29 protein-coding genes and 3 tRNA genes are annotated in these 25,995 nt (G+C 33.3%); 15 read left to right on the top strand and 17 right to left on the bottom strand.

The genetic code is table 25. The features are described from left to right. The first annotated feature begins 2 nt into the window (after positions 1–2). The 4 genes from GW846_00840 to GW846_00825 are packed head-to-tail and all read left to right on the top strand — an operon-like array spanning position 3 to position 3,857. Positions 3–425, top strand: coding sequence for a hypothetical protein (locus GW846_00840; GenBank protein ID NDK09308.1), 423 nt, complete (start codon positions 3–5; stop codon positions 423–425). A gap of 5 nt (positions 426–430) precedes the next feature. Continuing rightward, positions 431–646 (top strand): preprotein translocase subunit SecG, encoded by a 216-nt coding sequence (gene secG / locus GW846_00835; protein NDK09307.1) that lies wholly within the window; start codon positions 431–433, stop codon positions 644–646. 21 nt (positions 647–667) lie between these two features. Then, positions 668–2,950, top strand: a complete 2,283-nt coding sequence (locus tag GW846_00830) for a hypothetical protein (GenBank protein NDK09306.1) — start codon at positions 668–670, stop codon at positions 2,948–2,950. A gap of 4 nt (positions 2,951–2,954) precedes the next feature. Continuing rightward, positions 2,955–3,857 (top strand): hypothetical protein, encoded by a 903-nt coding sequence (locus tag GW846_00825; protein NDK09305.1) that lies wholly within the window; start codon positions 2,955–2,957, stop codon positions 3,855–3,857. Between the two features lie 23 nt (positions 3,858–3,880). Here the strand turns inward: GW846_00825 and GW846_00820 are convergent, their stop codons facing one another. The 6 genes from GW846_00820 to GW846_00795 form a co-directional block, all read right to left on the bottom strand. Continuing rightward, positions 3,881–4,657 carry a hypothetical protein gene (locus GW846_00820; protein NDK09304.1) on the bottom strand — a complete coding sequence of 259 codons (777 nt, stop codon included), beginning with the start codon at positions 4,655–4,657 and terminating at the stop codon, positions 3,881–3,883. 92 nt (positions 4,658–4,749) lie between these two features. After that, complete coding sequence (gene serS / locus GW846_00815; protein ID NDK09303.1) at positions 4,750–6,012, bottom strand: serine--tRNA ligase; 1,263 nt, start codon at positions 6,010–6,012, stop codon at positions 4,750–4,752. Positions 6,013–6,031: 19 nt separating this feature from the next. Further along, entirely contained in the window at positions 6,032–6,478 is a 447-nt protein-coding gene (gene smpB, locus GW846_00810; protein ID NDK09302.1) for an SsrA-binding protein SmpB, read from the bottom strand. Between the two features lie 8 nt (positions 6,479–6,486). Next, positions 6,487–7,650 carry a M23 family metallopeptidase gene (locus GW846_00805; GenBank protein NDK09301.1) on the bottom strand — a complete coding sequence of 388 codons (1,164 nt, stop codon included), beginning with the start codon at positions 7,648–7,650 and terminating at the stop codon, positions 6,487–6,489. A gap of 94 nt (positions 7,651–7,744) precedes the next feature. After that, positions 7,745–8,563, bottom strand: coding sequence for a hypothetical protein (locus GW846_00800; protein ID NDK09300.1), 819 nt, complete (start codon positions 8,561–8,563; stop codon positions 7,745–7,747). Between the two features lie 49 nt (positions 8,564–8,612). After that, positions 8,613–9,542 carry a peptidoglycan bridge formation glycyltransferase FemA/FemB family protein gene (locus GW846_00795; protein ID NDK09299.1) on the bottom strand — a complete coding sequence of 310 codons (930 nt, stop codon included), beginning with the start codon at positions 9,540–9,542 and terminating at the stop codon, positions 8,613–8,615. Between the two features lie 186 nt (positions 9,543–9,728). Between GW846_00795 and GW846_00790 the strand changes: the two genes are divergently transcribed. The 5 genes from GW846_00790 (at position 9,729) to GW846_00770 (ending at position 13,702) form a co-directional block, all read left to right on the top strand. Continuing rightward, on the top strand, positions 9,729–10,772 hold the full coding sequence (locus tag GW846_00790; protein ID NDK09298.1) for a hypothetical protein: 1,044 nt from the start codon (positions 9,729–9,731) through the stop codon (positions 10,770–10,772). Between the two features lie 76 nt (positions 10,773–10,848). Further along, a complete protein-coding gene (locus GW846_00785; protein ID NDK09297.1) occupies positions 10,849–11,616 on the top strand; it encodes an NYN domain-containing protein in 768 nt (255 codons plus the stop codon). An 8-nt stretch (positions 11,617–11,624) separates the two neighbouring features. Then, positions 11,625–11,897 carry a VOC family protein gene (locus GW846_00780; GenBank protein NDK09296.1) on the top strand — a complete coding sequence of 91 codons (273 nt, stop codon included), beginning with the start codon at positions 11,625–11,627 and terminating at the stop codon, positions 11,895–11,897. A 9-nt stretch (positions 11,898–11,906) separates the two neighbouring features. Next, positions 11,907–12,257, top strand: coding sequence for a DUF2200 domain-containing protein (locus GW846_00775; GenBank protein ID NDK09295.1), 351 nt, complete (start codon positions 11,907–11,909; stop codon positions 12,255–12,257). 5 nt (positions 12,258–12,262) lie between these two features. After that, a complete protein-coding gene (locus tag GW846_00770; protein ID NDK09294.1) occupies positions 12,263–13,702 on the top strand; it encodes a YdiU family protein in 1,440 nt (479 codons plus the stop codon). Here GW846_00770 and GW846_00765 read toward each other — a convergent pair. From GW846_00765 to ruvB, 3 genes are read right to left on the bottom strand one after another with little or no spacing between them, the layout of a single operon-like run. Continuing rightward, positions 13,699–14,340, bottom strand: a complete 642-nt coding sequence (locus GW846_00765; GenBank protein ID NDK09293.1) for a hypothetical protein — start codon at positions 14,338–14,340, stop codon at positions 13,699–13,701. The two genes, GW846_00770 and GW846_00765, sit on opposite strands and share 4 nt — an antisense overlap. A gap of 6 nt (positions 14,341–14,346) precedes the next feature. Continuing rightward, entirely contained in the window at positions 14,347–15,309 is a 963-nt protein-coding gene (locus GW846_00760) for an acyl-CoA desaturase (GenBank protein ID NDK09292.1), read from the bottom strand. Positions 15,310–15,323: 14 nt separating this feature from the next. After that, entirely contained in the window at positions 15,324–16,340 is a 1,017-nt protein-coding gene (gene ruvB / locus GW846_00755; GenBank protein ID NDK09291.1) for a Holliday junction branch migration DNA helicase RuvB, read from the bottom strand. A 174-nt stretch (positions 16,341–16,514) separates the two neighbouring features. Here ruvB and GW846_00750 point away from each other — a divergent pair, with 174 nt between their 5' ends. Beyond that, positions 16,515–16,985, top strand: a complete 471-nt coding sequence (locus GW846_00750) for a single-stranded DNA-binding protein (protein ID NDK09290.1) — start codon at positions 16,515–16,517, stop codon at positions 16,983–16,985. 54 nt (positions 16,986–17,039) lie between these two features. Here the strand turns inward: GW846_00750 and GW846_00745 are convergent, their stop codons facing one another. After that, a complete protein-coding gene (locus GW846_00745) occupies positions 17,040–18,038 on the bottom strand; it encodes a hypothetical protein (GenBank protein NDK09289.1) in 999 nt (332 codons plus the stop codon). Positions 18,039–18,145: 107 nt separating this feature from the next. Between GW846_00745 and GW846_00740 the strand changes: the two genes are divergently transcribed. The 5 genes from GW846_00740 (at position 18,146) to GW846_00720 (ending at position 19,640) form a co-directional block, all read left to right on the top strand. After that, complete coding sequence (locus tag GW846_00740) at positions 18,146–18,994, top strand: bifunctional 5,10-methylenetetrahydrofolate dehydrogenase/5,10-methenyltetrahydrofolate cyclohydrolase (protein NDK09288.1); 849 nt, start codon at positions 18,146–18,148, stop codon at positions 18,992–18,994. Next, entirely contained in the window at positions 18,976–19,218 is a 243-nt protein-coding gene (locus GW846_00735) for a hypothetical protein (GenBank protein ID NDK09287.1), read from the top strand. Before GW846_00740 ends, GW846_00735 begins: the two co-directional genes overlap by 19 nt. Positions 19,219–19,295: 77 nt before the next feature. After that, positions 19,296–19,372 (top strand) — tRNA-Gly (locus GW846_00730). An 87-nt stretch (positions 19,373–19,459) separates the two neighbouring features. Further along, positions 19,460–19,536 (top strand) — tRNA-Ile (locus tag GW846_00725). Between the two features lie 27 nt (positions 19,537–19,563). Next, positions 19,564–19,640, top strand: a tRNA-Pro gene (locus GW846_00720). A gap of 54 nt (positions 19,641–19,694) precedes the next feature. On the opposite strand, the gene GW846_00715 is transcribed toward GW846_00720, so the two are convergent. From GW846_00715 to GW846_00685, 7 genes are all read right to left on the bottom strand, one after another. Further along, a complete protein-coding gene (locus tag GW846_00715; GenBank protein ID NDK09286.1) occupies positions 19,695–20,474 on the bottom strand; it encodes an SDR family oxidoreductase in 780 nt (259 codons plus the stop codon). Positions 20,475–20,551: 77 nt separating this feature from the next. Beyond that, positions 20,552–21,055: a fasciclin domain-containing protein gene (locus GW846_00710; protein ID NDK09285.1), complete on the bottom strand. Its 504-nt coding sequence runs from the start codon at positions 21,053–21,055 to the stop codon at positions 20,552–20,554. A 214-nt stretch (positions 21,056–21,269) separates the two neighbouring features. After that, the gene (locus GW846_00705) at positions 21,270–22,604 is read right to left on the bottom strand and encodes an ABC-F family ATP-binding cassette domain-containing protein (protein NDK09284.1); all 1,335 of its coding nucleotides are present in this window, start codon (positions 22,602–22,604) and stop codon (positions 21,270–21,272) included. Positions 22,605–22,955: 351 nt separating this feature from the next. Beyond that, positions 22,956–24,779: a glutamine--fructose-6-phosphate transaminase (isomerizing) gene (gene glmS / locus GW846_00700; GenBank protein ID NDK09283.1), complete on the bottom strand. Its 1,824-nt coding sequence runs from the start codon at positions 24,777–24,779 to the stop codon at positions 22,956–22,958. Positions 24,780–24,783: 4 nt separating this feature from the next. Next, complete coding sequence (locus GW846_00695; protein NDK09282.1) at positions 24,784–25,173, bottom strand: hypothetical protein; 390 nt, start codon at positions 25,171–25,173, stop codon at positions 24,784–24,786. Further along, on the bottom strand, positions 25,173–25,688 hold the full coding sequence (locus GW846_00690; GenBank protein NDK09281.1) for a class I SAM-dependent methyltransferase: 516 nt from the start codon (positions 25,686–25,688) through the stop codon (positions 25,173–25,175). Before GW846_00690 ends, GW846_00695 begins: the two co-directional genes overlap by 1 nt. A 78-nt stretch (positions 25,689–25,766) precedes the next feature. Continuing rightward, positions 25,767–25,995 (bottom strand): hypothetical protein (locus GW846_00685; protein NDK09280.1); only part of this gene is annotated, 229 nt, incomplete at its 5' end.

Below are 25,995 nucleotides of genomic sequence, written 5' to 3'. Positions count from 1 at the left end.
CTATGAAAATACTTATATCCATTCTCCTCAACGCATCTATACTCTATATTATCACGTATTTACTTTGACCTAATGCCGACCAATCTATTCAAGCAGGTATAATACTTGGTTGTGAAGATTGTAGTTATGGATCTATTGAAGCGATGAAAACCTATATTACCGGTGGTATTATACTGGGTATTATCAATGCAACTATTCGTCCCGTTATAAAAATATTATCACTCCCTCTTTTCTTTATATTTTTCGGACTTGTAAGTTTTGTTATTAATGGAATTGTACTTTTTATATTCACTTTTATTGTAAACAATCTCTTACTGATTAACGGGGTTGGATACGAAATTAATGGCCTCATAAATTTTGTAATTGCAGTTGCAATTTTCACTGTTTTGAATACTCTCTATTCACTATTATTTTTTAAGAAATAGACCATATGGTCCAAATATTACAAATCACAGAAATTATACTCTCTTTCCTTATAATTGGAGTTGTATTAATACAAAATAAAAACGTAAGTTTAAATCTATCAAGCATGTCAGGTGGAATGGGTGCGGTTACAAAAAGAGGACCTGAGAAAGTTCTTCAAAATGCGACAATTCTTATTGGAGCCCTTTTTATAATCAATTCACTCCTTCTATTTGTTCTATAATTTATTATTCAAACAAATATAATGAGCGACCTTATTGTTAAAAAACTTAAAAAGTATTTTCTTTTTCTCTCACTCTTATTTTTCTTTTCACTCGGAATTCACTTAACTTATTCATATGTATATAGTGATTCTTTAAGTGAACCTGAACAATGAGGGACTATCTCAGAGGCAATCATAGGAACTTTTCCACATCTCAATCCCTTGATTCCTTCAAATGACCATAATGCTTATATTAATGGACTTTTATATCGCTCATTATTAGAGTATTCAACAATCAGTGGAACACTTGAAAGTGATATTGCGAGTTGTAATATTGAAAATCTACTCTACATAGAGTGTGTCATAGAAAGTAATCTTAAATGGAGTGATGGAACCCCAATAACAGTTTCTGATATAGAAGCTACTTTTAATGTGATTTCTCAAACAAAAGTAAATCCAATTATCGCCTCTCTGCTTGAAAATACGACTATTGAAACTACAGAAAATACTATCAGTTTTGAAAATACTTCAAAGGATGTAAATTTTTTACAAATTTTTCTCCAACCAATTCTCCCTAAAACAATTGTCGAGTGATTAACTACAGAAACAGTAGAGCAAAAGTTTTCTGAAATAGATGGAATCTATTCAGGAAGATTCACTCTGACAAATATCAGTAAAGATGATACCGTTTGAATCACAAAAATAACTTTTTGAAAAAATGATATGTATTTTTGAAATGAACTTTTCATTAAATTTTTGATATTAAATCTTTATACAGATGAAAATCATTTTTTGAAAAATAAAAGTTCTTTCAATATATTCAACGATAAAGAGCGATTAATTGGAAATTCAATACCCCGTTTAACAGCTTATGAATATACACTTTCACAGTTTGTTGCAAGTTTCTTAAATACTGAACAAGTAAGTGAAAAACTTAGACCCCATATCCTCAATGCTCTCAATAGAGATGATATCATTGAAGCTGTTTGAGAAAATAATGTAATAGCTGCAGAAAATCCATTTCTATCAGAAGAAGATTTCGAAAATCCCAAACCAGCAGTTGAAATACAGGATTTTATGAAAGAAAAATGATATTATTCAAAAAAAGAACTTTTAAAAAGTGCTTCAGAAACAGAGGCAAAAATAATTGCTGATGTCGAGAAAGAACTTAAGGCTAAGGAAAAAGCAGCTGAAGAAGAAGCAAAGGAAGTTATCGTTCCAGAAGAGAAAAAAATTCTTCCAACACAGTCTGATTTAAAAGTCATTGTATCTCCTACAACTAAAAAATATAATTTTACGAGTGAGGAAAATATATTAGTCGAATGAGAGGTAAGCCAATGAGTGAGTGCTGTTTTTATAAATGACTACAAGCTAGAGTGATTTGATGCCTGAGATTCAAAATTCTTTTATAGACTCTTAAAGAGTTTTGACTCTATTAAAGAGTGAGAAAATAATTATAAAGTATATTATGAAACTGATGGTGAAAAGAAACTTGTAGATGAGTTTTCTTATTACTATAATACAGATGCTGATGCCCTTCAAAAATATAAAGATTCATTTTTTGAAACAGCTGTTGAAAATAATGGTTGAGATATAGAAGAGAGTAGTGACACTGAAAAAGCTGATGATGGAAATGAAGATAATGAAAAAGCGGCTGAAGTAGCTTGAGTACAAACCGAGCTTTCAAGCAAAGAAATAGAGGCATTAGATGAGAACTTATATTATAATGAAGCATGAAAATCATACTCAATCAATATTGTATACGCACAAACAGACGACGAAATGCAACTCACAGCTGCAGAAATCCAATCACAATTGTTTGCAGCTTGAATTAACTCTCAACTTATGCCTATGACTCTTTGAGACATAACAGTTGGATTGAGAAATGAAACCCTTGAGTATGATATGATTGTTATTTGAGTGAATCTCTGATACTTTGGATCAAATATTTTTCCATACTTTCATTCAAGCCAAGTTGCTAATGGATACAACTTTTCTAATTATAAAAAGCTCAGTGTAGATATTCTTCTTGAAGAGTTAAAATCAAATACTCTTGCTATAAGCAAACAAGAAGAACTTGAACTTAAGCTCCTTGATATCATAAAAGAGGATAGTGTTGTTAAAGTGCTCTACACTCCAAAGATACGTCTCTTAGTAGATAAAAATATAAAAAACTTTGAACTTCCTGCATATCTCCCTGACTCTCGTCATAGATACTTCCCTCTTGTTGCTGCCTATCTTTCTGAAAAAAGAGAGATTCAAACCTGAGATAAATGACCAATTGGTTTTGTTTGATATATAATTCGAACACTGTTTTCTTACTAACTCTATGGCTGATAAATTCACAGATAATATTCTCACTCCGAGTCTAGAAATTATTAGAAATGATACTCGAATCAAACGATTTTATTTCTTTCCATGACTTATATCAGTTATATTCGTAAGTGTCCTACTAGTATATCAAGTCGTTTATACCTATGTAGTACTCCTTGGGAGTGAAGATGAAGCGTTTCAACTCCTTCTCTCATTGTTTCATACAAGTTATATAACTCCGCTTCTGATTTCTGGCTTTGTATTTATCATAAGTTATATCATACTACTCCCTATTTTTGAATGAGCACTTATTTGATATCTCCATAAAAAGGATGACTGAATGGCAAGTCGATCAGATGCTATTTGATTTTGAATTTATAGATTTTATGCACTTTTTGAGTTTAATAATATCTTCGGGATGTTTAAACTTGCTAGTATTCTTAACTGATTTCTGTTCAGTCTTAGATATTTGGGAATAGAATATTTAAGTGGTCTTTCAATATTTTTCTTTATAGCCTTTCTCTTTTCTATTATCCTCAATATCCTAATTGCTTACGCGAAGTATGAAGTTGTACTCGAAGATGCTTGAGTTTTTGAAGCTATAGGAACCTCTTCACAGATTGCGTTACTAAATATTAAAACAACCCTAAGACTCTATGTTCTGATGTTTGCCATGAATATAAAGGTTATCATTAACTTTACTATATTTCTTATATTTCCCATTTTTGCTGCATTTCTTGCGTGAGTTCTCAGTTCTCAGCTTTTTACAACTATAGCTTTTACTGTTCTTGGATGAATATTTTTGTTTTTCATACTATTACTTTGATATCTCGCTGCAGTCTTAGATATTTTTACAACTTCGATGTGGTATAGAGCCTATTTGGAAGGGAAAAAAAAGACATGAGAATTAAAAAAATAAGAGCTTAGCTCTTATTTTTTTAATTAATCATTTTTATAATATAGAAAATGTTTTTCATAGTATTTCTTTATATAGATGAGCTTATTGATTACATCATTTGCATCTCATACTCACATTTCTTTAGGACTTACTTTTATCGTGAAGTGACCTTCATAGTTAGAAGATTTGAGTTTCATAAGGAAGCTCTCAAGTGGAAGGTGAGAAAGACTTGCTCCAGCACTTCCTGGTAAGAGGCCTCGTTGACTTGAGAGTCTATCTGCAAAAAATATATTTTGTAGTGATCTCCCCAGTTCTGCCTGAGCTCTCATAATATCCATAGTAGTTGAACTATCAATTGCGGTAACATCTAAGGTAGTTTTTCAGGTAACTGTTTTTATTTTTCCAAGGGTTGCGTTTCTGTATTCTGGAATGACAAAAAAGAGGTATTTTGATTCAACATTTTGGATACAGATTTCAATACTGGAATCTTTTTGTAATTTTTTAAGTGGATCTCAAAACCATTTCGTGTCTTTATCCATAAAATGAGGAGGTGAAAATGTCACTACCTCACTTTCTAAAACTTCAGCCATATCCATGATACTATCAAGTTTTTTTTGACTCATATCCTTTCAAGGAGCAGTAAGTGAAATAACAGGGATATTAAAATTTTTACTTAATTCAAGTATATACTCAGAGTCCCAAAGATCAAAATTAAGCATTCAAAGTGCAATATCTATTCCTTCATATCAGGCTTCTTTCGCAAAACAAAAGACTCTATGAAGTCAGTATCCTGTTAAACTTGATGTGGAAAGTAATAGCATTATTTCTACTCATTAATATAATACATATATAGTAACATAAAAGCAGCTTATATTCAAAATATAAGCTGCTTTTTGTAATTTGTTATACTTTGTTATCCAATATGAGTTTTTCCACCCATAAATGGACGAATAACTTCTGGTATTTCTACTCGTCAGTCTTGTGTTTGATAGTTTTCTATAATTGCTATCAGACATCTTGAAAGCGCTACTACTGTACCGTTGAGTGTATGAACAAAGTCTTTTTCACCATTTTCATTTATATACTTAATTCCCAGTCTTCTAGATTGAAATTCTCAAACATTACTACAACTCGTCACTTCTCTGTATTTTTCTTGACCAGGCATCCACGCCTCTAAATCAAATTTTTTCATTGCTGGATTTCACAGATCACCGGAACATACGTTGAGTTTTTGATATGGGATTTTAAGTGATTGCCAGAGCGATTCCTCTACTTCTACCATCATATCATGTGTTTTTTGAGAATCTTCTGGTTTACAAAAAACTACCATTTCAACTTTTTCAAATTGATGTCCTCTTAAAATACCCTTCATATCTTTTCCATAACTCCCTGCTTCTTTTCGAAAACATGGACTATAACCAAAATATAGTTTTGGTTTTTCTACATCAATAACTTCATTCATATGGTATGACGTCAGTGGAATTTCTGATGTACCAATTAAGTATAAATCTTCTTCTCCTGGATTCACGTGATAGAGTCCATCCTCTCCTGCTGGAAGAAATCCAGTTCAAAAAAGAGAAGCTTCTTTCACCATATATGGTGGAATAATGAATTCAAATTCTTTCGCAGAAAGAAATGAAATAGCGTAGTTTATAATAGCCATATTGAGAAGTGCGAGTTCTCATTTCAGGTACCAAAATCGTGAACCTGCAACTTCTGCTCATTTATCTAAATCTATCCAATTTTTAGCTTCTCCTATTTCCCAATGAGACTTAACTTCAAAATCAAATGTTGTTGGCTTCATAAAAAAATCAACTGCGGTATTTGCAGAGTCGTCTTTTCAAAGAGCTGCGGTAGGATCTAAAAAATTTGGAAGTCTGTACAGGGTGTAATTAAAGGCTTCTTCTTTTTCTTTAAATACCGTTTCTTTTTTTGAAATTTGTTCTCAGAGTTCTTTCATTTCACTTATTTTTTTTATTTTTGCTTCATCTTTAAGTGTAGGAATCTCTTTAGAAACCACATTTTTCGTATTTCTCATCTCATCAAGCTCTTGACCTAAAGTATTTTTTTCTGATTCAAGTTCTAAAAAAGCATCGAAATCTATACTGAGATTTCTATCCTTGATATTTTTTTTATAGGCCTCTAGGTCTCTCTTAGCTTTTTTTAAATCTATCATATGAGGAAAAGTAAATTAATTAATAATTTTTTTTAAGCATCATTTTTGCTTCCTTATCTAAACTGCGTTCTTTCAAACTTTGTTTCTTTTGAAATGACTTCTTCCCCTTAGCAAGTGCGACTCTGACCTTGATGAGTCATCATTTTAGATATATTTCAGTTGCGAGAATAGTATAACCACCTTCTTTCACTTTGGAGCCAAAATAGAGTATTTTTTTCTTGTGGAGAAATATTTTTCTTGGTCGTTGAGTCTCCAATATATCACGACTTGCTAAAGTCTTCCATGGAGATATATTCATTCACTTTAAAAAGAGTTGTCCCTGATTCATGGAAACATAACTTCATTTGAGGTTGACTTGTTTTGCTCGCACAGACTTCACTTCATGACCTTGCAGTTCGATTCCGGCTTCCTGAGATTCTAAAATCTCATAATCGAAGTAGGCTTTTTTATTTTTAGTAAGTTCCATAATTATTTTTACTTAAAAATATTTTTTTGAGCTGCTATAGTTTGTGCAGTATTTAATCATTTCGTTTGCCAATCCCAAGACATATAATCTCAGAAATCATAGCTTCCTGCACGAGAAGCATTATACGGATTTTTCATAATTGGGAAATGGAGATGATAATCATCATATCCTGATTCTGGAACTCATGATACACCAATTTTTCCTAACTTCGTTCCGGACTGAACGAGTTGTCATTCTTGAAGAGAATCAACAACAGAACTCAGATGACTATAAAATATTACTTCACCTTTCATAGTTTTAAGCCATACTTGATTTCATCTCAGAATATCTAAATTTTTTAATTTTTGATTATCACTCATCCCAGCACCATACACTACTCTACTAAAATCGCTATCCATAAAATCATCTACGATTCTCACTATCACTCCATCATCCAGAGCCACTACATCAGAATTAAGAGCTGCGTCAATATCCCATCAGTGATGAATTCCATCTGTATAAGCAGATCTATACGGTCTCCCAGCATTTGGAATTTTGTTTGGATTTTCTGAGATATTTCCCCCAGGAACTGGAGAAATATATTTTTGTAGTCGAGCTTTGAGAATAGTCTGTATAACTTCTTGAGCTAATATTGCTTCATTATAGAGTCTTTGACCTTTCAAAAAGCTGTAATTCTTTGTTATTTCTGCCCCGTTATAATTTTTGAAAATAGCATTTTTCTTAATAACTGGAGTGAGTTTTTCAGCTAGTCATTTTAGATCAGAATCACTATAGTCTACATACTGCAAAACCAAGTCAGCACTCCTAACAATAGATATATCGTGCATGGTTCCAACATATTTTTGACCGAGACTTTCAAGATATATATTCCCATTTTTACAATCGGGAGCATTTTTATAATCTATTTCAAAAAAATATAACCCTTGTTCTTGGGTGAGAAATGACGAAGATATGTTACATAAGGAACGAACCTTGAAACTTGAAATATCATTTTGAGATTGATATATGGCAATAGTTTTGGAAAGTTCATCACTATTTGGATAAACTGAATCTGAAAGTGTCGCTACAAACTTAGTATCAGAGCCGAAAACGAGATTAGAACCAAAAACCAGTCCATATCATCCAATGAGCGTTATGATTCCTAAAATGAATCCTATAATTGTTTTTCACATAATGGTGTATAAGAATTGAAAATCGGCTTCTATTATATAAAAAAGCGAGATAATTCAAAAGAAAATCTCGCTTTTTTGTATTTTTATCTTTTAATTAAAAACCATCAAATACTGATTCAATATCACCTAGTGAATTACTATACTCTTCCTTCAATTCAGTGAGCGCGAGTATCATATAATCTACAATCTTATTATACGTTACATTTCATGATAATTTTTCCAATCTTTCTATCACGAGATCAATAGTTGCAGCTATTTTTTCATCTGAGTCACCTCGTGCCTCTAATCGATCTATAAAGTTTTCAAGTAGAACGTTAATTCTCGTTTTTAAAGCTGTATTTAAATTGCTTGATACTTTCATTTTAGTATCACTTTTGTTTTCTGATTTGTATTCTTTTTTTATTTCTTTTTTAGCTTCAGTTTTAGTTTCAGTTTTTTTTACCTCAACCTTTTTTGAGTGATCTTTATTTATTTCTTCTGTATGAAAATCACTTTCTGATGTTATGAGATGTTGTGTTTCACCGCAATATCTATCTTTTGAATAATCATCATTGAGAATCACAGCACACAGTCTCACATAGTGATTATTTGAACTTGAATCGAGTTTAAAAGTGTTTGTAAGTTGAAGTCTTTCACCTATAAATACCGTTTTATCATGAGGATATACTGGATTAGTATTACTTGTCGAGTACACAAGCTTATACCACTCAAAACCTTTATTTGCAGGAAAATCATCCCAAGTAGCTACCGCTTTTCCATTTTCAATTTCTACTTCTAAATCAAAGTCGTACATGATAACTTCTCTATCTTCCATACTTTTTGATTTATTTTCACCTGTGATTGCTTCTTCTCACGCAAATGTATAAGAAAATGAAACAAGTGATAACAAGACTATTGCTAGTAAACTCTTCATAATTGTAGTATTAGAATAAATAAATTACCTACTTATTATACTCAGGCAACTACTTTTTCAATTTCCGTAAGAACTTTATTACTTGATATTTTATTTTTTTATTGACGTATATATATCATTCTGATACGTGAGTTTTTCTAGGTGAGAGCTTCATCTTAAAATCAGTCACTCCAGCAAGAGGAGACTCAGCATCATCTGGACTCGCAACTCACAAGAAATCATAGGTCTTCATCCCTCTTTTTTTAGCATGACATATAGCAGTCCATTGGAGTAGATACGGAGCCATGAGATTCCTATGTGTATTTCCTGAAGCCCCATAATAATAGGTCGCAACATCAACATCTAAGACAAATATCCCAGCTGCAATTACTTTTCAATCATAGTAGGCAAAAAAAAGTTGAGATGACTCTATTGTCTTGAGAAATGTTTCATAATATATGAGATTATTTCCAGAAAAATCATCTCTTGAAGTCGTTTCTTGCATGAGTTCATAAAACTTCTTGGCATTATATGGTATTTTTTCAACCTGTTCAACAACTACTCATTTTTTTTCTGCGAGCCGAATATTGTATCTCCCCTTTGGTTTCATGGCAGCGAGTATCACGTCCTCAGTTTGAGTGAGATCTATAAGTGCTGTATACTCTGGCATAAATTTTTTATAGTACCCCTTTTTAAAATCTCACGAATATTCTGTAGTTTCTGAAAGATTTATTCCCCCATAATTCACAGTTTCTACTTGCACAAAGAGACAGTTTTCTTCTTGGCATAACACAGTGAGACTTTCTTCAAGTCGATTATCAATAGATTGTTCCAATCATTGTACAAACATTCAATATTCTCAAGCAGAAACTTTGCGTTTTTCTACAAAAATACTGGTTTTTTGTTCGCTAGAATAATCAAGCTCAATGACGAAATATTCTTCGCTTTGTCAGCTTGCAACCAACATATTTTGCCAAGACTCTGTTTGCCAGATAGACATGTTTTTTTTTAGAACTAATAATTCTAGTATACGGTTTTAGGATAAAAAGAAAGATTGATTCGATTAGAAATATCTATTTAAAGAGATGTAAATATTTTGAAATATTATTTTAGCACTATAATAACTTGTATCATAGAAGTAATTTTTTGATTGCTGAATTCTATTTCATTATCTACTGCTTTATATATGCTAAAATATTTACAGAGTCTTTTTCATAAGTTGCCGGTAGAAATAACACGAGACAAACTCCGAGATGCTCTGAGACTTGCACTTCAATCTTCAATAGCAGCTGCCGTAACTTTTACCGTTATGAGAACTTTTGGATTTCCAGAAATTTTCTTAGCTATTATGTCAGCAGTTTTAATCATGGAAAGCAGTATAGGAAATACCTTTAATAGTGCCAAAGGGAGAGTACTTGCAACTATAGTTGGTATTGTAATTTGATCTATCTTCGTCTCAATTATCCCTTATGGATATGGAACAGTTGTATCACTCTTGGTCACTATGTTTATTATGAACGCTATTGCCAGTTTTCAGCCAAGCTGGAGATACTGAGTAGTAGCAGCAGTAGCTATATCACTTGGGTCTGAAAACGATCTCCTAGAAATATCACTCGACCGTTTATTGGCAATTGGAATAGGTATCTGAGTAGGTCTCCTTGTTGCTGGAATAATCTGGCCCGAAAAATCTAGTAATCGAGCATTGAAACATATACGCTACTCACTGAACAGAGCACAGGATATTTTTAAGGTCACATTTAAAAATATTAGATCAGACGAAAATGATAATTCTTCAAATATAGTAAATGATTTTCACCTCAGTCTCGGAAAAGCCAAAGATGCTGTAGAAAATATTCACTTAGAAAAGGTTGATAAATACAATAAACTCATAGATGGAACAGAAAAGTTATATAATTCTATCCTTATAATTCATCGAGTATCAAATAATAGCGATACATCCCTGCTGAACTACTGAGATAATTTCAAAAAAAATTGTGATGAGTTCAGTGAAAAAACCTGTGAAATTCTTACATCTCTTATTAACAAAGAAATGGTGGATGACACTATTATGCAAGAATATAAAACACTCATAAAAAAAATAAAAAAAAGTGTACTGCAGGAAAATAATAACGAAGATCAGGATGTATTTCGTCACGCATTTGTTTTTGGAATACAGGAAATTCACGAGAGCTTACGAGTTCTAGAGGATATAATGGAAGCAAAGAAATAATATGAGATACGAACTAGAATTGATTTACACTTAAAAAATACAATAATAAGATATAAATATATTCTAATTATTTTGTATGAATACAAACCTCAATCTCGCAGTACTTATAGATGGAGACAATATTCCATCAGCGTATATCGGAGAAATGATAGAAGAAATCACGAAATATGGAAATCCTACCATCAAACGTATCTACGGAGACTGGACTCGACCAGGACTCACAAAGTGGAAGTCTCTCCTCCTTGAAAATGCCATCACTCCGGTGCAACAATACGGATATACAAGCTGAAAAAACTCAACTGATTCAGCCATGATTATCGATGCGATGGATATCCTCTACTGAGAAAAAGTACAGGGTTTTTGTCTCGTGTCCTCAGACAGTGACTTCACGCGTCTTGCTACTCGGCTCAGAGAAGCAGGTCAGCTCGTAATCTGAATTGGAGAAAAGAAAACTCCCAATCCATTCGTCGTAGCCTGTGATAAGTTCGTCTATATCGAAATCCTCAAAAAACAAACAGAAGAAACAAAAGGAACTGCTGACTGAGTTGATACGCTCTGAGTAAAAGAGATATCTCTCATCGCTTCGAGTATCACTGATTTATCCGATGAAAATGGGTGGGCTTTTCTCTGAGACGTCGGAGGACTCATCCAAAAGAAACGTCCAAGTTTTGATGCTCGAAACTACGGCTTTGTAAAGCTCACTCCCCTCATCGTCTCAACTGGTAAATTTGAAATCGAGCAACGAGAAAATAGTAAATCAAGATATAAACTCATTTATGTACGGAATATTGAAACAAAAAAGAATATTTCTGGAAAAAAAAGGAAAGTTATGAGAGATGAGTAATTTTTAAATTGAATGACCTCGTAATATATAAAAATAGAAAAATTTCAGTTCTTGAAATTCCCTATCCAAAATACTGAAGTCCTTATAAAGAATGATTGGAACATGTTAAGTTTGTTATTGACACAGGATTTCAAGAATTTATGAAAAAATATGAAAACATTTCTTTTGATATTAAATCTCTGCAGAAAAAAATTAATCCAGATATAGGAATAGAACATCAATGAGTAAGAATTAAATTTCATCAAAACTCACTTGAATATGTTGTAAAGTATTTAGAATAATTATAGATTATGCAAAACACAAAAATATTCTCCATGTCATTTTCATCAGTCTATCCACTTTATGTCAAAAAGGTAGAAAAGAAAGGACGATCAAAAGAAGAAGTAGATACCATTATTCTCTGGCTTACCTGATACTCAGAGGCTATGCTTGATAAACAAATTAAAGAGCAAGTAAGTTTTGAAATATTTTTTGATGAAGCCCCAGAGCTGAATCCAAACGTCTCTGAAATCACGGGGGTTATTTGTGGATATCGAGTGGAGGAAATTGAAAATCCACTTATGCAAAAAATTAGATATCTTGATAAGCTCGTTGATGAACTCGCAAAATGAAAAAGTATGGATAAAATTTTGAGAAAATAAAAAATATGACTTCTATAGACATGCCTCATTTTAAACATAGCTACCAATCCCTCCCAGCAATATTTTTCGCTGCCCAAAATCCAGAACAATCAGACAATCCTAAGTGCGTTTTATATAACATGGAACTTGCAAAAGAACTGTGAATACAAGAGCTCCTCCCTGCTGAAAACGCTCATAAACTCCTCTCAGGAAATATCGTGCCAGAATGAGCAGAACCAATTGCACAGGCCTATGCAGGTCACCAGTTTGGATATCCAAATATGCTCGGAGATGGTCGAGCTCTTTTACTGGGAGAATGGGAAACTCCTGAATGAAATCTTGTTGATATAGTGTTAAAAGGAAGTGGAAAAACTCCGTTCTCTAGATGAGGAGACGGACGAGCGACACTGAAAGCAATTCTGAGAGAATACTTAATGAGCGAAGCGATGCACGGACTCGGGATAGCAACTTCGAGAAGTCTCGCGGTTGTAAAAACCTGAAATAGAGTGCAGCGAGAACAGCAAGTAGAAGGAGCGATTTTGACTCGAATTATGAGCTCACATATCAGAGTTGGGACCTTTGAATTTGCAAAGTGATTTGGCAGCAAACAAGATATGTGAGCACTGATTGATTATACTATTAAGATACACTATCCTGAACTGAGTAATCTTAAAAATCCTGCACTGTGACTCCTGCAAAAAGTCATAGATGTGCAGATTAATCTTGTGACACAGTGGCTACGAGTCGGATTTATAAATGGAGTGATGAATACTGATAATACGAGTATTGGTGGAGAGACTTTTGATTATGGACCATGTGCGTTTATGAGTGACTTTCACTCTGACCAAGTATTTAGCTCGATAGACACGCAAGGTCGATATGCATTTGGAAACCAAGCAAATATCATCCTCTGGAATGTATCAGTATTTGCGTCAACCCTTAGCGATTTTATAGATGAAGCTACAATAGCTAGCGTCCTTGGAACAATGTGAGAACATATACATAGTGCGTGGTTAGTGATGATGTGTCAAAAGCTTGGAATACTAAATCCCCTCTCAAAAGATGAAGCTCTGATTCGTGAGCTCCTCTCATGGATGCAAGATATTTGAGCAGATTATACCAATACTTTTTTGTATATTTGATGAAATACTCAGGTAAAAAATAAAGAAATATATAGTGATACTAGATTTATTGCTTGGCAAAATATCTGGAAAGATCGAGTTTCTATTCAGTCGTGAGGATTTGAAAATGCGCAAGAGTCTATGAAGCAATATAATCCTGTATATATTCCTAGAAATCACTTAGTTGAACACGTATTAGAAAAAACAGTCTCGTGAGATAATACAGATTTTCTTTCATTTCTAGAAATACTAAAAAATCCCTATATGTATAGAGAAAATACTGAAAAATATATGGAAAGTATAGATGGATTTGATGAACAATATCAGACCTATTGTGGGACTTAATCTCCTATTTGAATCTTTTCCCCTGAAAATTTCGGATCAATTCATAGTATATCATCTAGGAGCATTTTCACTCGAGCAAGTCGTTCTCGAATCCAGACTTTAGGACTCATACGTACTGGGACGTCTAGAGCTGGGTATCCATAGACGGTTAAGCCCTTTGACTGAGCAATATAGATAGCACGTTCTAAATGAAAACGTTGAGAAACTACGATAAAACTCATCTGACTAAATATATCCTCAGCTCTGACAATAGAATCAAGCGTCCTAAATCCTGCATAGTCTGCAAAGATTTTATCTTCTGGAACTCAGGCCTCAATAAGGTCTCGCTTCATCGTGTCTGGCTCATTGTACTGCGGAGTCGCGTTATCTCCACTCACTATAATATACTCTATTTTTCCTGTATTATACAGCTCCAAAATCGCACTCAGACGATACACATAAAAACCATTTTGACGTCCGTCAGTGATATATTTACTCGTTCCCAGTACAAGTCATACTTTTTGAGCTGGAATTGTGTTTATGTCATCATAAATAAAACTGCTTGATACGGAAACCGTTCTCCACTGTGCGAAGAAAATAAGCAACACTGCAAGTAAGATGAGAACTCAGAATATTTTTAAAACAAGTGAGACAGTCATAAGTATTTAACTTTTAGAAAATTCTTTTAGTGAAGCATATATTTCTTTGTATGAACCCAAAAATGTGGTTTCTCTATATGGGATATTATTCTCAGTACAGTATTGTTTAACGATTTTTGCAACTTCAGGATAATTTTTTCGAGGCATCGTTTGATACAAATGGTGCTCTATTTGATAATTGAGTCCTCCAAATATATAATTGACCAAAAACCCAGGATAGAGATTTCGAGAAGTAATAATTTGAAAATATCGCTCATAGGTCTCATCCTCCTGTATTTCTTCCATTCCAAGATGATTGGGAGCAAAGCTAATCCCCATATAAATACCTATAAACACAAAATGGAGTAAGAGAAATATGATTCACTGAGTTACTCACATTGTAACTATAAAGAGAGAAGCATACGCTATAAAATTAACAATCAATAAAAATAATTCATATATTTTAACAGCCGTAATTTTCGTAAATATAAACTGCAAGGATTGTACTATATACATATAGTAGCCCAGCATAAATGAAGGAAAAAATAATAGATGTATGTTCCTGAGAATAAATACCCCTCCTGGAAATGATTTAAAAAACTCAGCATCTCTGAGAAACGGAAAATCAGGATCATTATCTCCTTGATTGGTGTGATCATGATGTGCGTTATGGGTACTTCTCCAGAAGCCATGACTTACTCACATAATGAGTGTCCCCGATAAGTACCCAAAAAATCTATTATATTTTCGATTTTTAAATACTTGGTCATGTGCGAGATCGTGACCTAGAAATCATATCTGTACACGAAAAAAAGTGAGAAAAGCCAGTCCCAAAATAAGAATCAGAATTGAATCTGTAATAAAAAATATTCAGACACTCAAAATGAGTCAACTCATATTTATTATGGCCAGTATTATATAATAACTATATTGTCGTTTCATAAATCATTGTGTAAAAACAGATTTATCCAGAGACTGTAAATTATGCATTGTGTTGTTTAGTTTTATCTTTCTAAGTGACTAATTCATCTTCCAGTGATTTTTCGACCCCGAGGAGTTCGCTCTATAAATCCAATTTGGAGTAAATATGGTTCAACCACATCCTCGAGTGTGGCTTCTTCTTCTCCAAGTGTAGAGCTCAGAGTTCCAAGTCCTACTGGTCCTCCTTTAAAGTTTTTAAAAATACTGGAGAGATACTTTCGATCAAGATAATCGAGTCATTTTTCATCTATTCCTATATCCTGAAATACTCAGGCAAGTACCTTTGGGTCTGCAATATCCTTTCAAATAGTATGGTAGTCTCTGAGTATTTTAAGGAGTCTATTTGCGATTCTTGGAGTTCCCCGAGATTTTGTAGCTATCAGAGAGAGTATTTCATCAGAGAGATCAAAGCCAAGCATTTCGCAATTGTTTTTGAGAATAATAGCTATTTGAGGAATGTCATAAAAATCGAGTTTGAGTACATTTCCAAATCTATCTCGAAGAGGTGAACTCAGTGCTGAAAGTCTGGTCGTAGCACCAACAAGTGTAAATGGCTTCACTGGGAGTTTCACACTCTGCGCTCAGGTTCAAGACCCTACCATAATATCTATCTGAAAATCCTCCATAGCTGTATAAAGAATCTCCTCTACTTGTGGACGAAGTCTGTGAATCTCATCGATAAACAAAATATCTCCTGATTCTAAATTGGAGAGAATACTCACGAGGTCAGACTGTTTTTCAATAGCTGGGCCGGAAGTAGTTCGTAAGTGACTCTCCATTTCATGGGCCAAAATATTTGAAAGAGTCGTTTTTCCAAGACCAGGAGGCCCATAAAACATGATATGTTCGAGACACTCTCCCCTTATTTTCGCTGATGAAATAGAAACCATCAAGTGTTTTTTGATCGTATCTTGTCAAACATAGTTTTCTAAAGTTTTTGGACGAAAACCATTTTGAAAGACAGTACTGTCTCAATTTTTTTCTTTTGGAGACACGACTCGCTCTGGAGTTTGAGCATCTGAACTCGATGATGAAATCATGAAATATTTCTGTAAAAGGGTGTAATATACAGTCTTTATTGTAGAGAAAAGCAAAAATAATACAATTAAATAAAATAAAAAATTTGCATTTTGAGTATAGTGTGTATATACTAATTTTTGTATAGTTCTATTTTGAGATATATATACATTTTTTTACTAGCTTATTACACACATATGGACTTAAATAAAGTACAAATCATCGGACGAATTACTCAAGATATTGAGCTCAGACAGACTCCAAACGGACAAAGCGTTACGACTCTTTCTATAGCTACCAACCGAAACTGGACTGACGGACAAGGGATGAAACAAGAACAAGCAGAATTTCATAACGTCGTTCTCTGGGCTAAGCTCGCAGAAATAGCTTCTCAATACCTCCAAAAAGGAAAAAAGGTATATATAGAAGGGAGAATGCAAACTCGAAGCTGGGAAGCTCAAGATGGTTCAAAAAGATACAGAACAGAAATCATAGGAGAAAATATGATAATGCTCGATGGAAACGGAAATGATTCTGGAGGTGGAAACAGTGGAGGATATAATCAAAATGATTCTTCCAGTAAATATCCAGCAAATGATACTCCTGCCGTGAAAAAATCTACTCCAAAACAAGAAGAAGAAATATCAGTAGAAGATCTCCCATTTTAAAAAAATATAAAAAAGACTCTCCAAATTTGGAGAGTCTTTTTACTTACGAGTTTATTAATAATTAAGCAGTTCAAAATCTTTGTTGCCTGCAGTGAATATAACCTTGTCATCTACATTTTGGATGTGAGTTATAGGAAGCAAAGTTTCTAAAATTACTTTTCGCTCCTTGCTGTCAGGATTATAGAGAACAATGAGGTTTCATTTTTGCTCAAGTCAGAAGTTAGATTTTTTTTGTATTTCATCTTTATAAATAACTCCAATAGTTCACTTATTTATATATACAAAATCTCGAAATAAATATTCAAAATTAGATGTATTGTTTATAGCATTGTAATGAAATGTCCCATTTTCAGTTACTATAAGATATGTTCAAGTATTTTTATCAGGTTTAATATATCTAACTTTTATTTCAAATGGAAGTTTTGTAACTCTTGCTTGTCTCGTTTCAAAGATATATGAAGTATTTCAAAGACTCAGAAATATATTTTGTGTTGTTCCAATAAGAGAAGCATCTATACTATCAGCTGAAATTTTAGGAAAACTTTGTATTTCTCGCTTAGAACTTCAAGTTATATATAACATTTTAAGAGTGTTTGATTCTTCTGTGAATCGTATCTCACTTTCAGTATTTATTTGAAATCTCGCAAATGAAAGATTGTTATCTCTCAGTCTTTGTATTTTTTCTTGTGGAGTTTCTAGTGCTTTCATATCGAGGACCTCTTCAAGAACTGCTTTTTTTTGAAGCTCGATGAGTATCTCCTGATTTTGTCGAGCTCAGACAACTATATTTAAGTTCTTAGTTTCATATCCGTCTTTCGAAATACTAATATTGTATTCAAAAGGAGATACATCATTTATAATACATAGTGACTGAGGACAAAGTTGCTCTTTTTTTTGAGCAAGTGATGGTGAATATAAAGTAACTTTGTATTCTCAAATATTTGAATTAAAACTCAGCTGAGAAGTATAAAATACAAAAAAATAGAGATAAAACAGCACTAGAGCTCAAATGGTTCAAATCAGGATGAGAAATGCGTAGAGTTTGCGATGCATAGATATTTTCATTAATACTTATTTACTCCAGTATATATCACTACATTAAATTTGCAATGTAGAGAAACTTGTCTAATCTTGTGATACTACTCTTGATACACGAGCCGATGAAAATTGATGGAAAAAAAATAGCTCAAACTATATACGATGAGCTTAAAATAAAAATACAGGATTCACCAACAAAGCCATGTTTGTGAGCTATTTTAGTATGAGATTCAGCTTCACCGAGTTTGAGGTATATAAAACAGAAACGTAAATTTGCTGAGCAAATTTGAATGGAGTTTACCCTCTTTCATTATCCAGCTGATATATCTGAGTCATCACTTTTAGATCACATAAAAGAAATTAACAAGGATAATTCTGTATCTGGGTATATCGTGCAACTCCCTCTTCCTCAACATATTGATACACATAAAATTTTTCAAGCCATTGATCCCAGTAAAGATATAGATTGATTTCACCCACTCAATCAATGAAAACTTATGCTTTGAGATGAGAGCTGATTTATTCCTTGCACTCCAAAATGAATTCTGAGACTTCTCAATGAGTATGATATCACGCTTGCATGAAAAAAAGTAGTGATACTGGGCAGAAGTAATATTGTGTGAAAACCAATGGCTCTTTTATGTATAAACGCATGAGCAACTGTTGTGAGCTGCAATTCTCAGACTCCCGATTTTACAATGTATACAAAAGATGCTGATATAGTAATATTAGCTACAGGACAAGCTCATATACTTACGGAATCGATGATAGGAAGTAATACTGTCGTAATAGATGTAGGTTTTAGTATTATAGATTGAAAACTGCAATGAGACGCAACATACGATACTATACTGAAACAATGAAATCTCATCACTCCTGTACCTGGTTGAGTAGGGCCAATGACCGTTGCCATGCTTATAGAACAATGTTATATTGCTCATCAAAAATCACTATGAAAACGGAAACAATAAAATTACTTGCTTCAAGTATGTTGATAATACTATCATTTTTTTTGGGATACGTATTTGCTGTGAGGCAACTTGCAATACAAGAAAGAAACTATGAACAAATACCTGTTTATATAGATATTTCAACCAGTAAAAGCAGCATAAGAATTAAGGATTCACCCAAAAATATATTCTTTCGAGTAAATGGAAACATTATACAAACTGGGAGCATTGATTTAAAAGAATAGGAAAATAATAAAAAAGGAATAAAAAATTTTGACAGAGGAGAGATTTTTTATACAATACCCAAGCTTTTAATAGTTATGCGGGTGTAGCTCAATTGGCTAGAGCATCTGCCTTCCAAGCAGAGGGTTGTGAGTTCGAGTCTCATCACCCGCTCCATTATTAAAAACACAAAAGACTTAGGATTTAGGATTAGAGATGCCAAACATCTGAAATAAATTCTAACACCTAAGTCTTTTATTATACGGGTGTATAGCTCAGCTGGTTAGAGCGCACGACTGATAATCGTGAGGTCGATAGTTCAAATCTATCTATACCCACCATAAAATAAACAAAGGGATTTATAGCCTCGGGAACTGGCGCAATTGGCTAGCGCACACGCTTTGGGAGCGTGGGGTTGTGAGTTCGAGTCTCGCGTTCCCGACCATTAAAACTTTTGAAAAAAACACTTCATATTGAAGTGTTTTTTTGAATTTATTTTTTATGTATTTGTTTCTTGAGCTTTTCTAATTTGTGAAAGCAGAAGAGATTTTGGAATAAAGGGGATGAGATACATAAGTATTTTTCAGGCAAATCCTACTCCTGCTAAAACATTTCTTTTTCCTTGCATCATAGCTTCATACCCAGTCTCAGCAACCTCCCTCGAGCTTGCAGTATTTTGAAACATTTTTGTTCTATCCATTCCAGAACGACTTCAAAATCCTGTATCTGTAGCTCATGGTAAAAGTGCTGTTACTGTAACATTTTTATCATATAATTCTTCATTTATAGCATTTGAAAATGAAGTGACAAATGCTTTACTCGCAAAATATACAGCTTGGTTTGGTCCAGCTAACAGACTTGCAGTTGATGAAGTATTCATAATTCTTCCAGAATTCTTTGCTACAAAATCTGGGAGAAAGAGCCGAGTCAGTTCTGTTAAAGCTAATATATTAAGTAATATCATATTCTTATCTTGGCTCCATTCTCTCTCATAAAATTTCCCAACTCCACCAAATCACGCATTGTTAATAAGGTACTCAATTTCTATCTTTTCTGATTTAATTGTATCATAGATTTCTTTAGCTGCATGAGTTTCTGTAAGATCGTATGCAAGTACTAAAACCGAAACTGAATACTTGGATTCAATATCTTTTTTTACTTCTTGTAAATCATCATTACTTCTCGCTACTAAAACAAGGTTTCAAAGATTTTCAGCGTGAATATAAGCCAGATCTTTCCCAATTCCACTAGAAGCTCACGTGATTAGTGCTGTTCCCATACATTAATTATTAATAAATAAATTATGAAAAAAGATATACCTAAGTATATCTTTTTTCATAATGATAATTCAAGATATTATGCAGAAGGCATAAGTACTGAATCTATTACGAATGTTACTCCATTAGAAGAGATAACATCAGCAGTTTGAATCTCAACACCGTTTACATACCATACGTTATCTACGTACGTAATTTCAAGTTCTTCGCCTTGAACAGTAGTAAGCATCATACCATCTTCTAAATCAGCAGAAGTGTATGAACCAGGAACAACATGATATGTAAGAATATTAGTTAACATATCTTTATTTTCTGGAAGGAGTAGAGTATCTACTGTACCTTCTGGAAGATCATCAAAAGCCATGTTAGTAGGAGCAAATACTGTAAATGGTCCTTCTGACTTAAGTGTATCTACAAGTCATGCAGCTGATACAGCAGCAACAAGAGTAGTTACATTATCAGCGTTCATAGCGTTATCTACGATATCAAGCGATGGAACCATCATTGCTCCTCCAACCATAACACCATCTTCATCCATATTGTCCATATTTTGATTATCCATTCCCATATCTGTATTATCCATAGTGTCAGTAACTTCAGTACTAGGAGTTACGGTAACATCTGGGTTTTCATTCACTGCAGAATCTGCACATGATGCAAGTACAAGAGTACTAAGTACTAGGAGTCCAATAACATTTTTCATAATAATTATATTATTTAAATAAAGAGAAAGTTCTCTATAAACACTTTCACAAATGGTAGTATATATGCTCACTGTATGAGATATGTATGTCTTACTATTTTAAATCTAAATATTGATCTATACGTATTTGCCATACAAACTCATCCACGTGGGATACAAGTATCATACCACCTTCAAAAGCATCAAGAGCTTTTGCTATAACTGGGATATGTCTAAAATTAATATGGTTTGTTGGTTCATCTAATATAAGTATTCAAGGCTTCAAAAATACGAGTCTACAAAATGCTACAAGTCATTTTTGACCTTCAGATAAATTTCAAATTTCAGTTTTCATTATTTCCCCATTTATAAGAAATCCTGCTGCTTTTGATCTCAGGTCTTGTTCTGTCATCTCTTCAGCTGCTTCTATGAGACAATCATACACTGTTTGATTAAAATCAAGGTTTGAGAAATCTTGTCTGTAATATCCAATTCTTACTCAGTGCGCAAGTTCAACTCAATCTTCTGCCCCATTTACAATTTTTTCAAGTAACGTAGACTTTCCTATTCCGTTTGGACCAGCTAATAAGAGATGATCAGCTTTTCGGAGTTCAACATTTTCTTCACGAACTACGACTTCGTCGTTTTCTATAATATGAACAGAATTTATTTTCAGAAGAACTCCTCAGATATCATCTTGAAGTGGAATTTTGAAATCTTTGATTGCCTTATCTTCTTTTCTATTATCTACCATCTCATCCTCCATCTCAGCTGCAGCTTCTTTCATTTTTTTTGCAACAGCTCGGAGTTTTCATCCTTTATGTGCAAAGACATTTGCTTGATCCTTTTTTGCTTGTGCTTCTTTTTGAAGTCTCGCATTCGCCATATTATCCTTCTCAATTTTTCTTTTAATTTGTTCTACTACATCATGGTAATCCCCTACATACTGCTCTACAACTTTTGTATGAACATCAAGATATAATACTCCATCTGTAAAACTATTAAGAAATTCAGCATCATGAGAAATAACCAAAACTGTCTTTTTATATTCTTGTAAAAATGTAGTGAGGTGCCAGATTCATTCTGCATCAAGATTATTCGTTGGTTCATCAAGCAGTAAAATGTCAGGATTTTGAATAAGTGCTGCAGCTAATAGTAGACGTGCTTGTTGTCCTCATGAAAAAGCTTGGATTTTTTTATCAAGTGGAGCCTTAAGATTTACTACCTGTAAAATTTCTGATATTTGCTTATCTATATTGAAGACTGAATCATCATTAAAATATTTACGAAAAAATTCTTGAACTGTTAGGTCTTTGTCTTCTGCTAATACGACTTGATATCATGTTGCTATAGTAGCATCTTTTCCAGTATTGATAACTCAAGTTTTTTTATCCAGAGAGCCATTGATAAGCTTAAATATAGTACTCTTTCCAGCACCATTTTGTCCCATAATAGTAATCTTTGATCCCTTACGAACGTTGAAACTCACATCTTCTAAAATAGGTTTTCTAAAATCGTAGTGAAAATCAACATCCTTAAAGCTGATTACTGTTTCATTATTTGTAGCCATAGTCTCACACATTTAACATATAAAATCAGGGCTATTATAGTGAAATACATAAAAAAGAAAGCCCATTTAGGCTTTCTTTTTTTACTGTGATTCTATCATTTCTGCTTTTTGTTCGATTTTTTGTGTGAAGTACTCTGAAGCAAAAGCAATATTTGCGGCAAGAGATATTCAAAGTAAGAGATATATGAGATATTGTTTCATAATTATTTAAATTGATGTATGTATATAAACTTATTCAACCGTTACACTTTTCGCGAGATTTCTTGGTTTATCTACATCTCGACCGAGAACTTCAGCCAGATAAAGTGCAAAGAGATAACTTGATACAAGTCCTGTAAATACAGAAAGGAGCTCTGAAGTTTCTGGAAGCTCAATCATATCTGAATAGAGTTCCTTGTGAGTGTCATTTGAGGAAATAATTCCAAGTATTGGACCTTTTCTTGCTGAAACTTCTTGAATATTAGAAATAGTTTTTGCGTAAAATTTTCCCATAGGATTAAATACGAGTGTTGGAAAATCTTTACTCACCAGTGCAAGTGGTCCGTGTTTCAGCTCTCAAGCTGAGTAACTCTCAGAGTGAATGTAGGAGAGTTCTTTGATTTTAAGTGAAGCTTCACCAGCAACTGGGTAGAAATAGTTTCTTCCAAGCACAAACATATCATTAAACGATGAATATTTTTTAGCTAGTTCTTTTATGTGCGGACCTTGCATAAGAGTTTGCGATATTTTATCTGGAAGACTTGCTAACTCGGCAATTATTCCCCTTGCTTCAGATATTTGTAAATCTTTTTTAAGACCTAGGCTGATTGACATCATAAGAAGCACTCATACTTGTGCTATAACATTTTTTGTACTGGCAACTCCAACTTCAACTCCCGCATGAGAATAAAGCCCAAGGTCTGCCATTCGAGCTATCGTTGAACCAACTACATTTACTATTCCAAAGGTCATACATCATTTTGCTTTGACGATTTTCATAGATTCTCTTACATCTGCTGTTTCTCCTGATTGACTAAGAAATACATAAAGTGTTTTACTGTCTGGAAGAAATACATCAGACAAAAACTCACTGGATATAACGGCACTTGCAGAAATACCAGAAAATTTTCTAAAAAAATATGAACCGATATCACCAGCATAATAACTCGAACCAGATGAAATTATACATATTCTCTCAATATCTAAATCAGAGAGTTCCTCCAGAGTTTCATTATGAATCGACATATTTGTAAAATCGATTCTTCAGCTCCATACATTTTCAAGAACACTTGGAATATCGAAAATTTCTTTTTCAGTATAACTCGTAAAATCTCATAGCTCATCAATTTTTTGGCCTTCCTGTACTTCTTCTGCTGCTCTTTCTACCAGGTGACCTGACATAAATATTGAATACTCTCATTCTTGAATGACTACCATTTCATTATCTTCCAGAATACTAAAACTCTCTGCTAAACTTGAAAGTGCATTTATATCACTTGAAATATAGACTCAATCTGTTCCCTTTCCAACTATGAGTGGACTTCCAAGTTTTATCCCCACAATAGTTCACGGATTCTCTGAATCAATCACTGCAAGTGAATACGCACCTACCAGTTTTTTAGATACTTTTTCCATCGTAGACTTTAGGTTTCCATCAAAAAGTGACTCAACCAGCTTAGCAATAACCTCTGTATCTGTTTGAGAATAAAAACTATAGGTTTCACTGAGTGATTTCTTCAGTTCTTTGTAATTTTCAATAATTCAGTTGTGAACAACATAAAATCTCTTGTTTGTAGATATATGTGGATGAGTGTTTTCAACGGTCACTCCACCATGCGTTGCCCACCGAGTGTGTGCGATTCAACTTGTATATTTTTTAGTGTCTGACTTAGATGCGTCAACTTTAGAGGCCAGAGCAGAGACCCTTCAAACAGCTTTTTCCAAAAATATATCACTCGATGAACTTATTGCGACTATTCCTGCACTATCATAGCCACGATATTCAAGCATTTTTAAACCGTTTACAAGCATCTCTCTACAATCCTTTGTCCCAGTATAAGCAAATATTCAGCACATAGTTTTATGAGTTATTTTTAAGTGTACGTAGTATACTCTCAAACTCTTTTTGGGTCAAAGAATATATCTTGAGACTGTTGTCTAGTTCTTCAATAGTGAAGCTTCGATTTCCCCCAATATATACAGCTGCACGAGACTCTAAAAAAACGTGAAAGATTTCACTTTGAAGATTATTTTTTTCAACAAAGTCATAAAATTTATGAAGTCCAGCATGATCAACTCAAAATTCTCTGCCTAAACTCCTCCATGATATTTTTTGAGTGATATATTTAATATAGGCTTTTGTAAATACAATAGGTGAATGAATACGCGTAATAAAACCATATTTTTTACAAATACGGTGAATTTTATTATAGTCCTTCGTCTGTAAGAGATGGAATCGGAGAATCCACATTATATTTTTTCTAAAACATGTATTTTTGCTTCATTTTCTTCCCCATAGCTCATAGTATTTTCTCTCCATTCTTCAGGAATAGAAAAGACATACGAATACAGCTTTGCTCAAGATTTTGCTTCTTTGAGAAATTTTGGTACTATTTTTTTCTGCATCTTATCTGGCATACCAAATACATATATAGCATGATAGTTTCAAAAATCTTCTTTAAAGGCATTTGCGAGTTTGAGTTTCATATTTTTTGGTCCACTTATGTATTTTCTAATCAGGGCCATGAAGTATATTGGAAAGGCCATTTCTATTCCGACTATACTGTTGTTAGGATATTTACGAGCAATAGCAGCTGATATACGAGCATCTCAAGCTCAAACTTCTAAAAACTTCTCTCAATCTTGTAGTATCACAATATCTGTAACTCTTTTTATATCTTTTTTTCTTGTTGGAACCCAAGGTGCCATAGAATATCCAGAAATGGCCAGTGAAACGATAATCACAAAAAATATAATCCCATACATAGCTCAAAAATAGAGAAATAATACTCTTACTATAAAGACAAACAAAAAATATCCTAGAGTATCTAGGATATTTTTTTACTAATGAGAACATCTGTATCTAGAATATATGCTGAATTCTCTTGAATTACTAAATATAGTTCTATTTCATGTATCATGGTAGTTATAACAATAGTCTCAATAACTTGGAACATAGTCATTTCCATACCTATATGGTTGAAATTTATTATAATCTATGTCGTATTTTAAACCTTGGTTATAGGCATTATAATCTACTGGAAAATCATTTCATTGAAAATTGTCATAATCA

The sequence above is a fragment of the Candidatus Gracilibacteria bacterium genome, from assembly GCA_010119145.1.
Taxonomy (GTDB): Bacteria; Patescibacteriota; Gracilibacteria; order BD1-5; family UBA6164; genus JAACSU01.
Note: the sequence above shows the minus strand (reverse complement) of the source record. Positions and strands in the feature narration are given on the sequence as shown.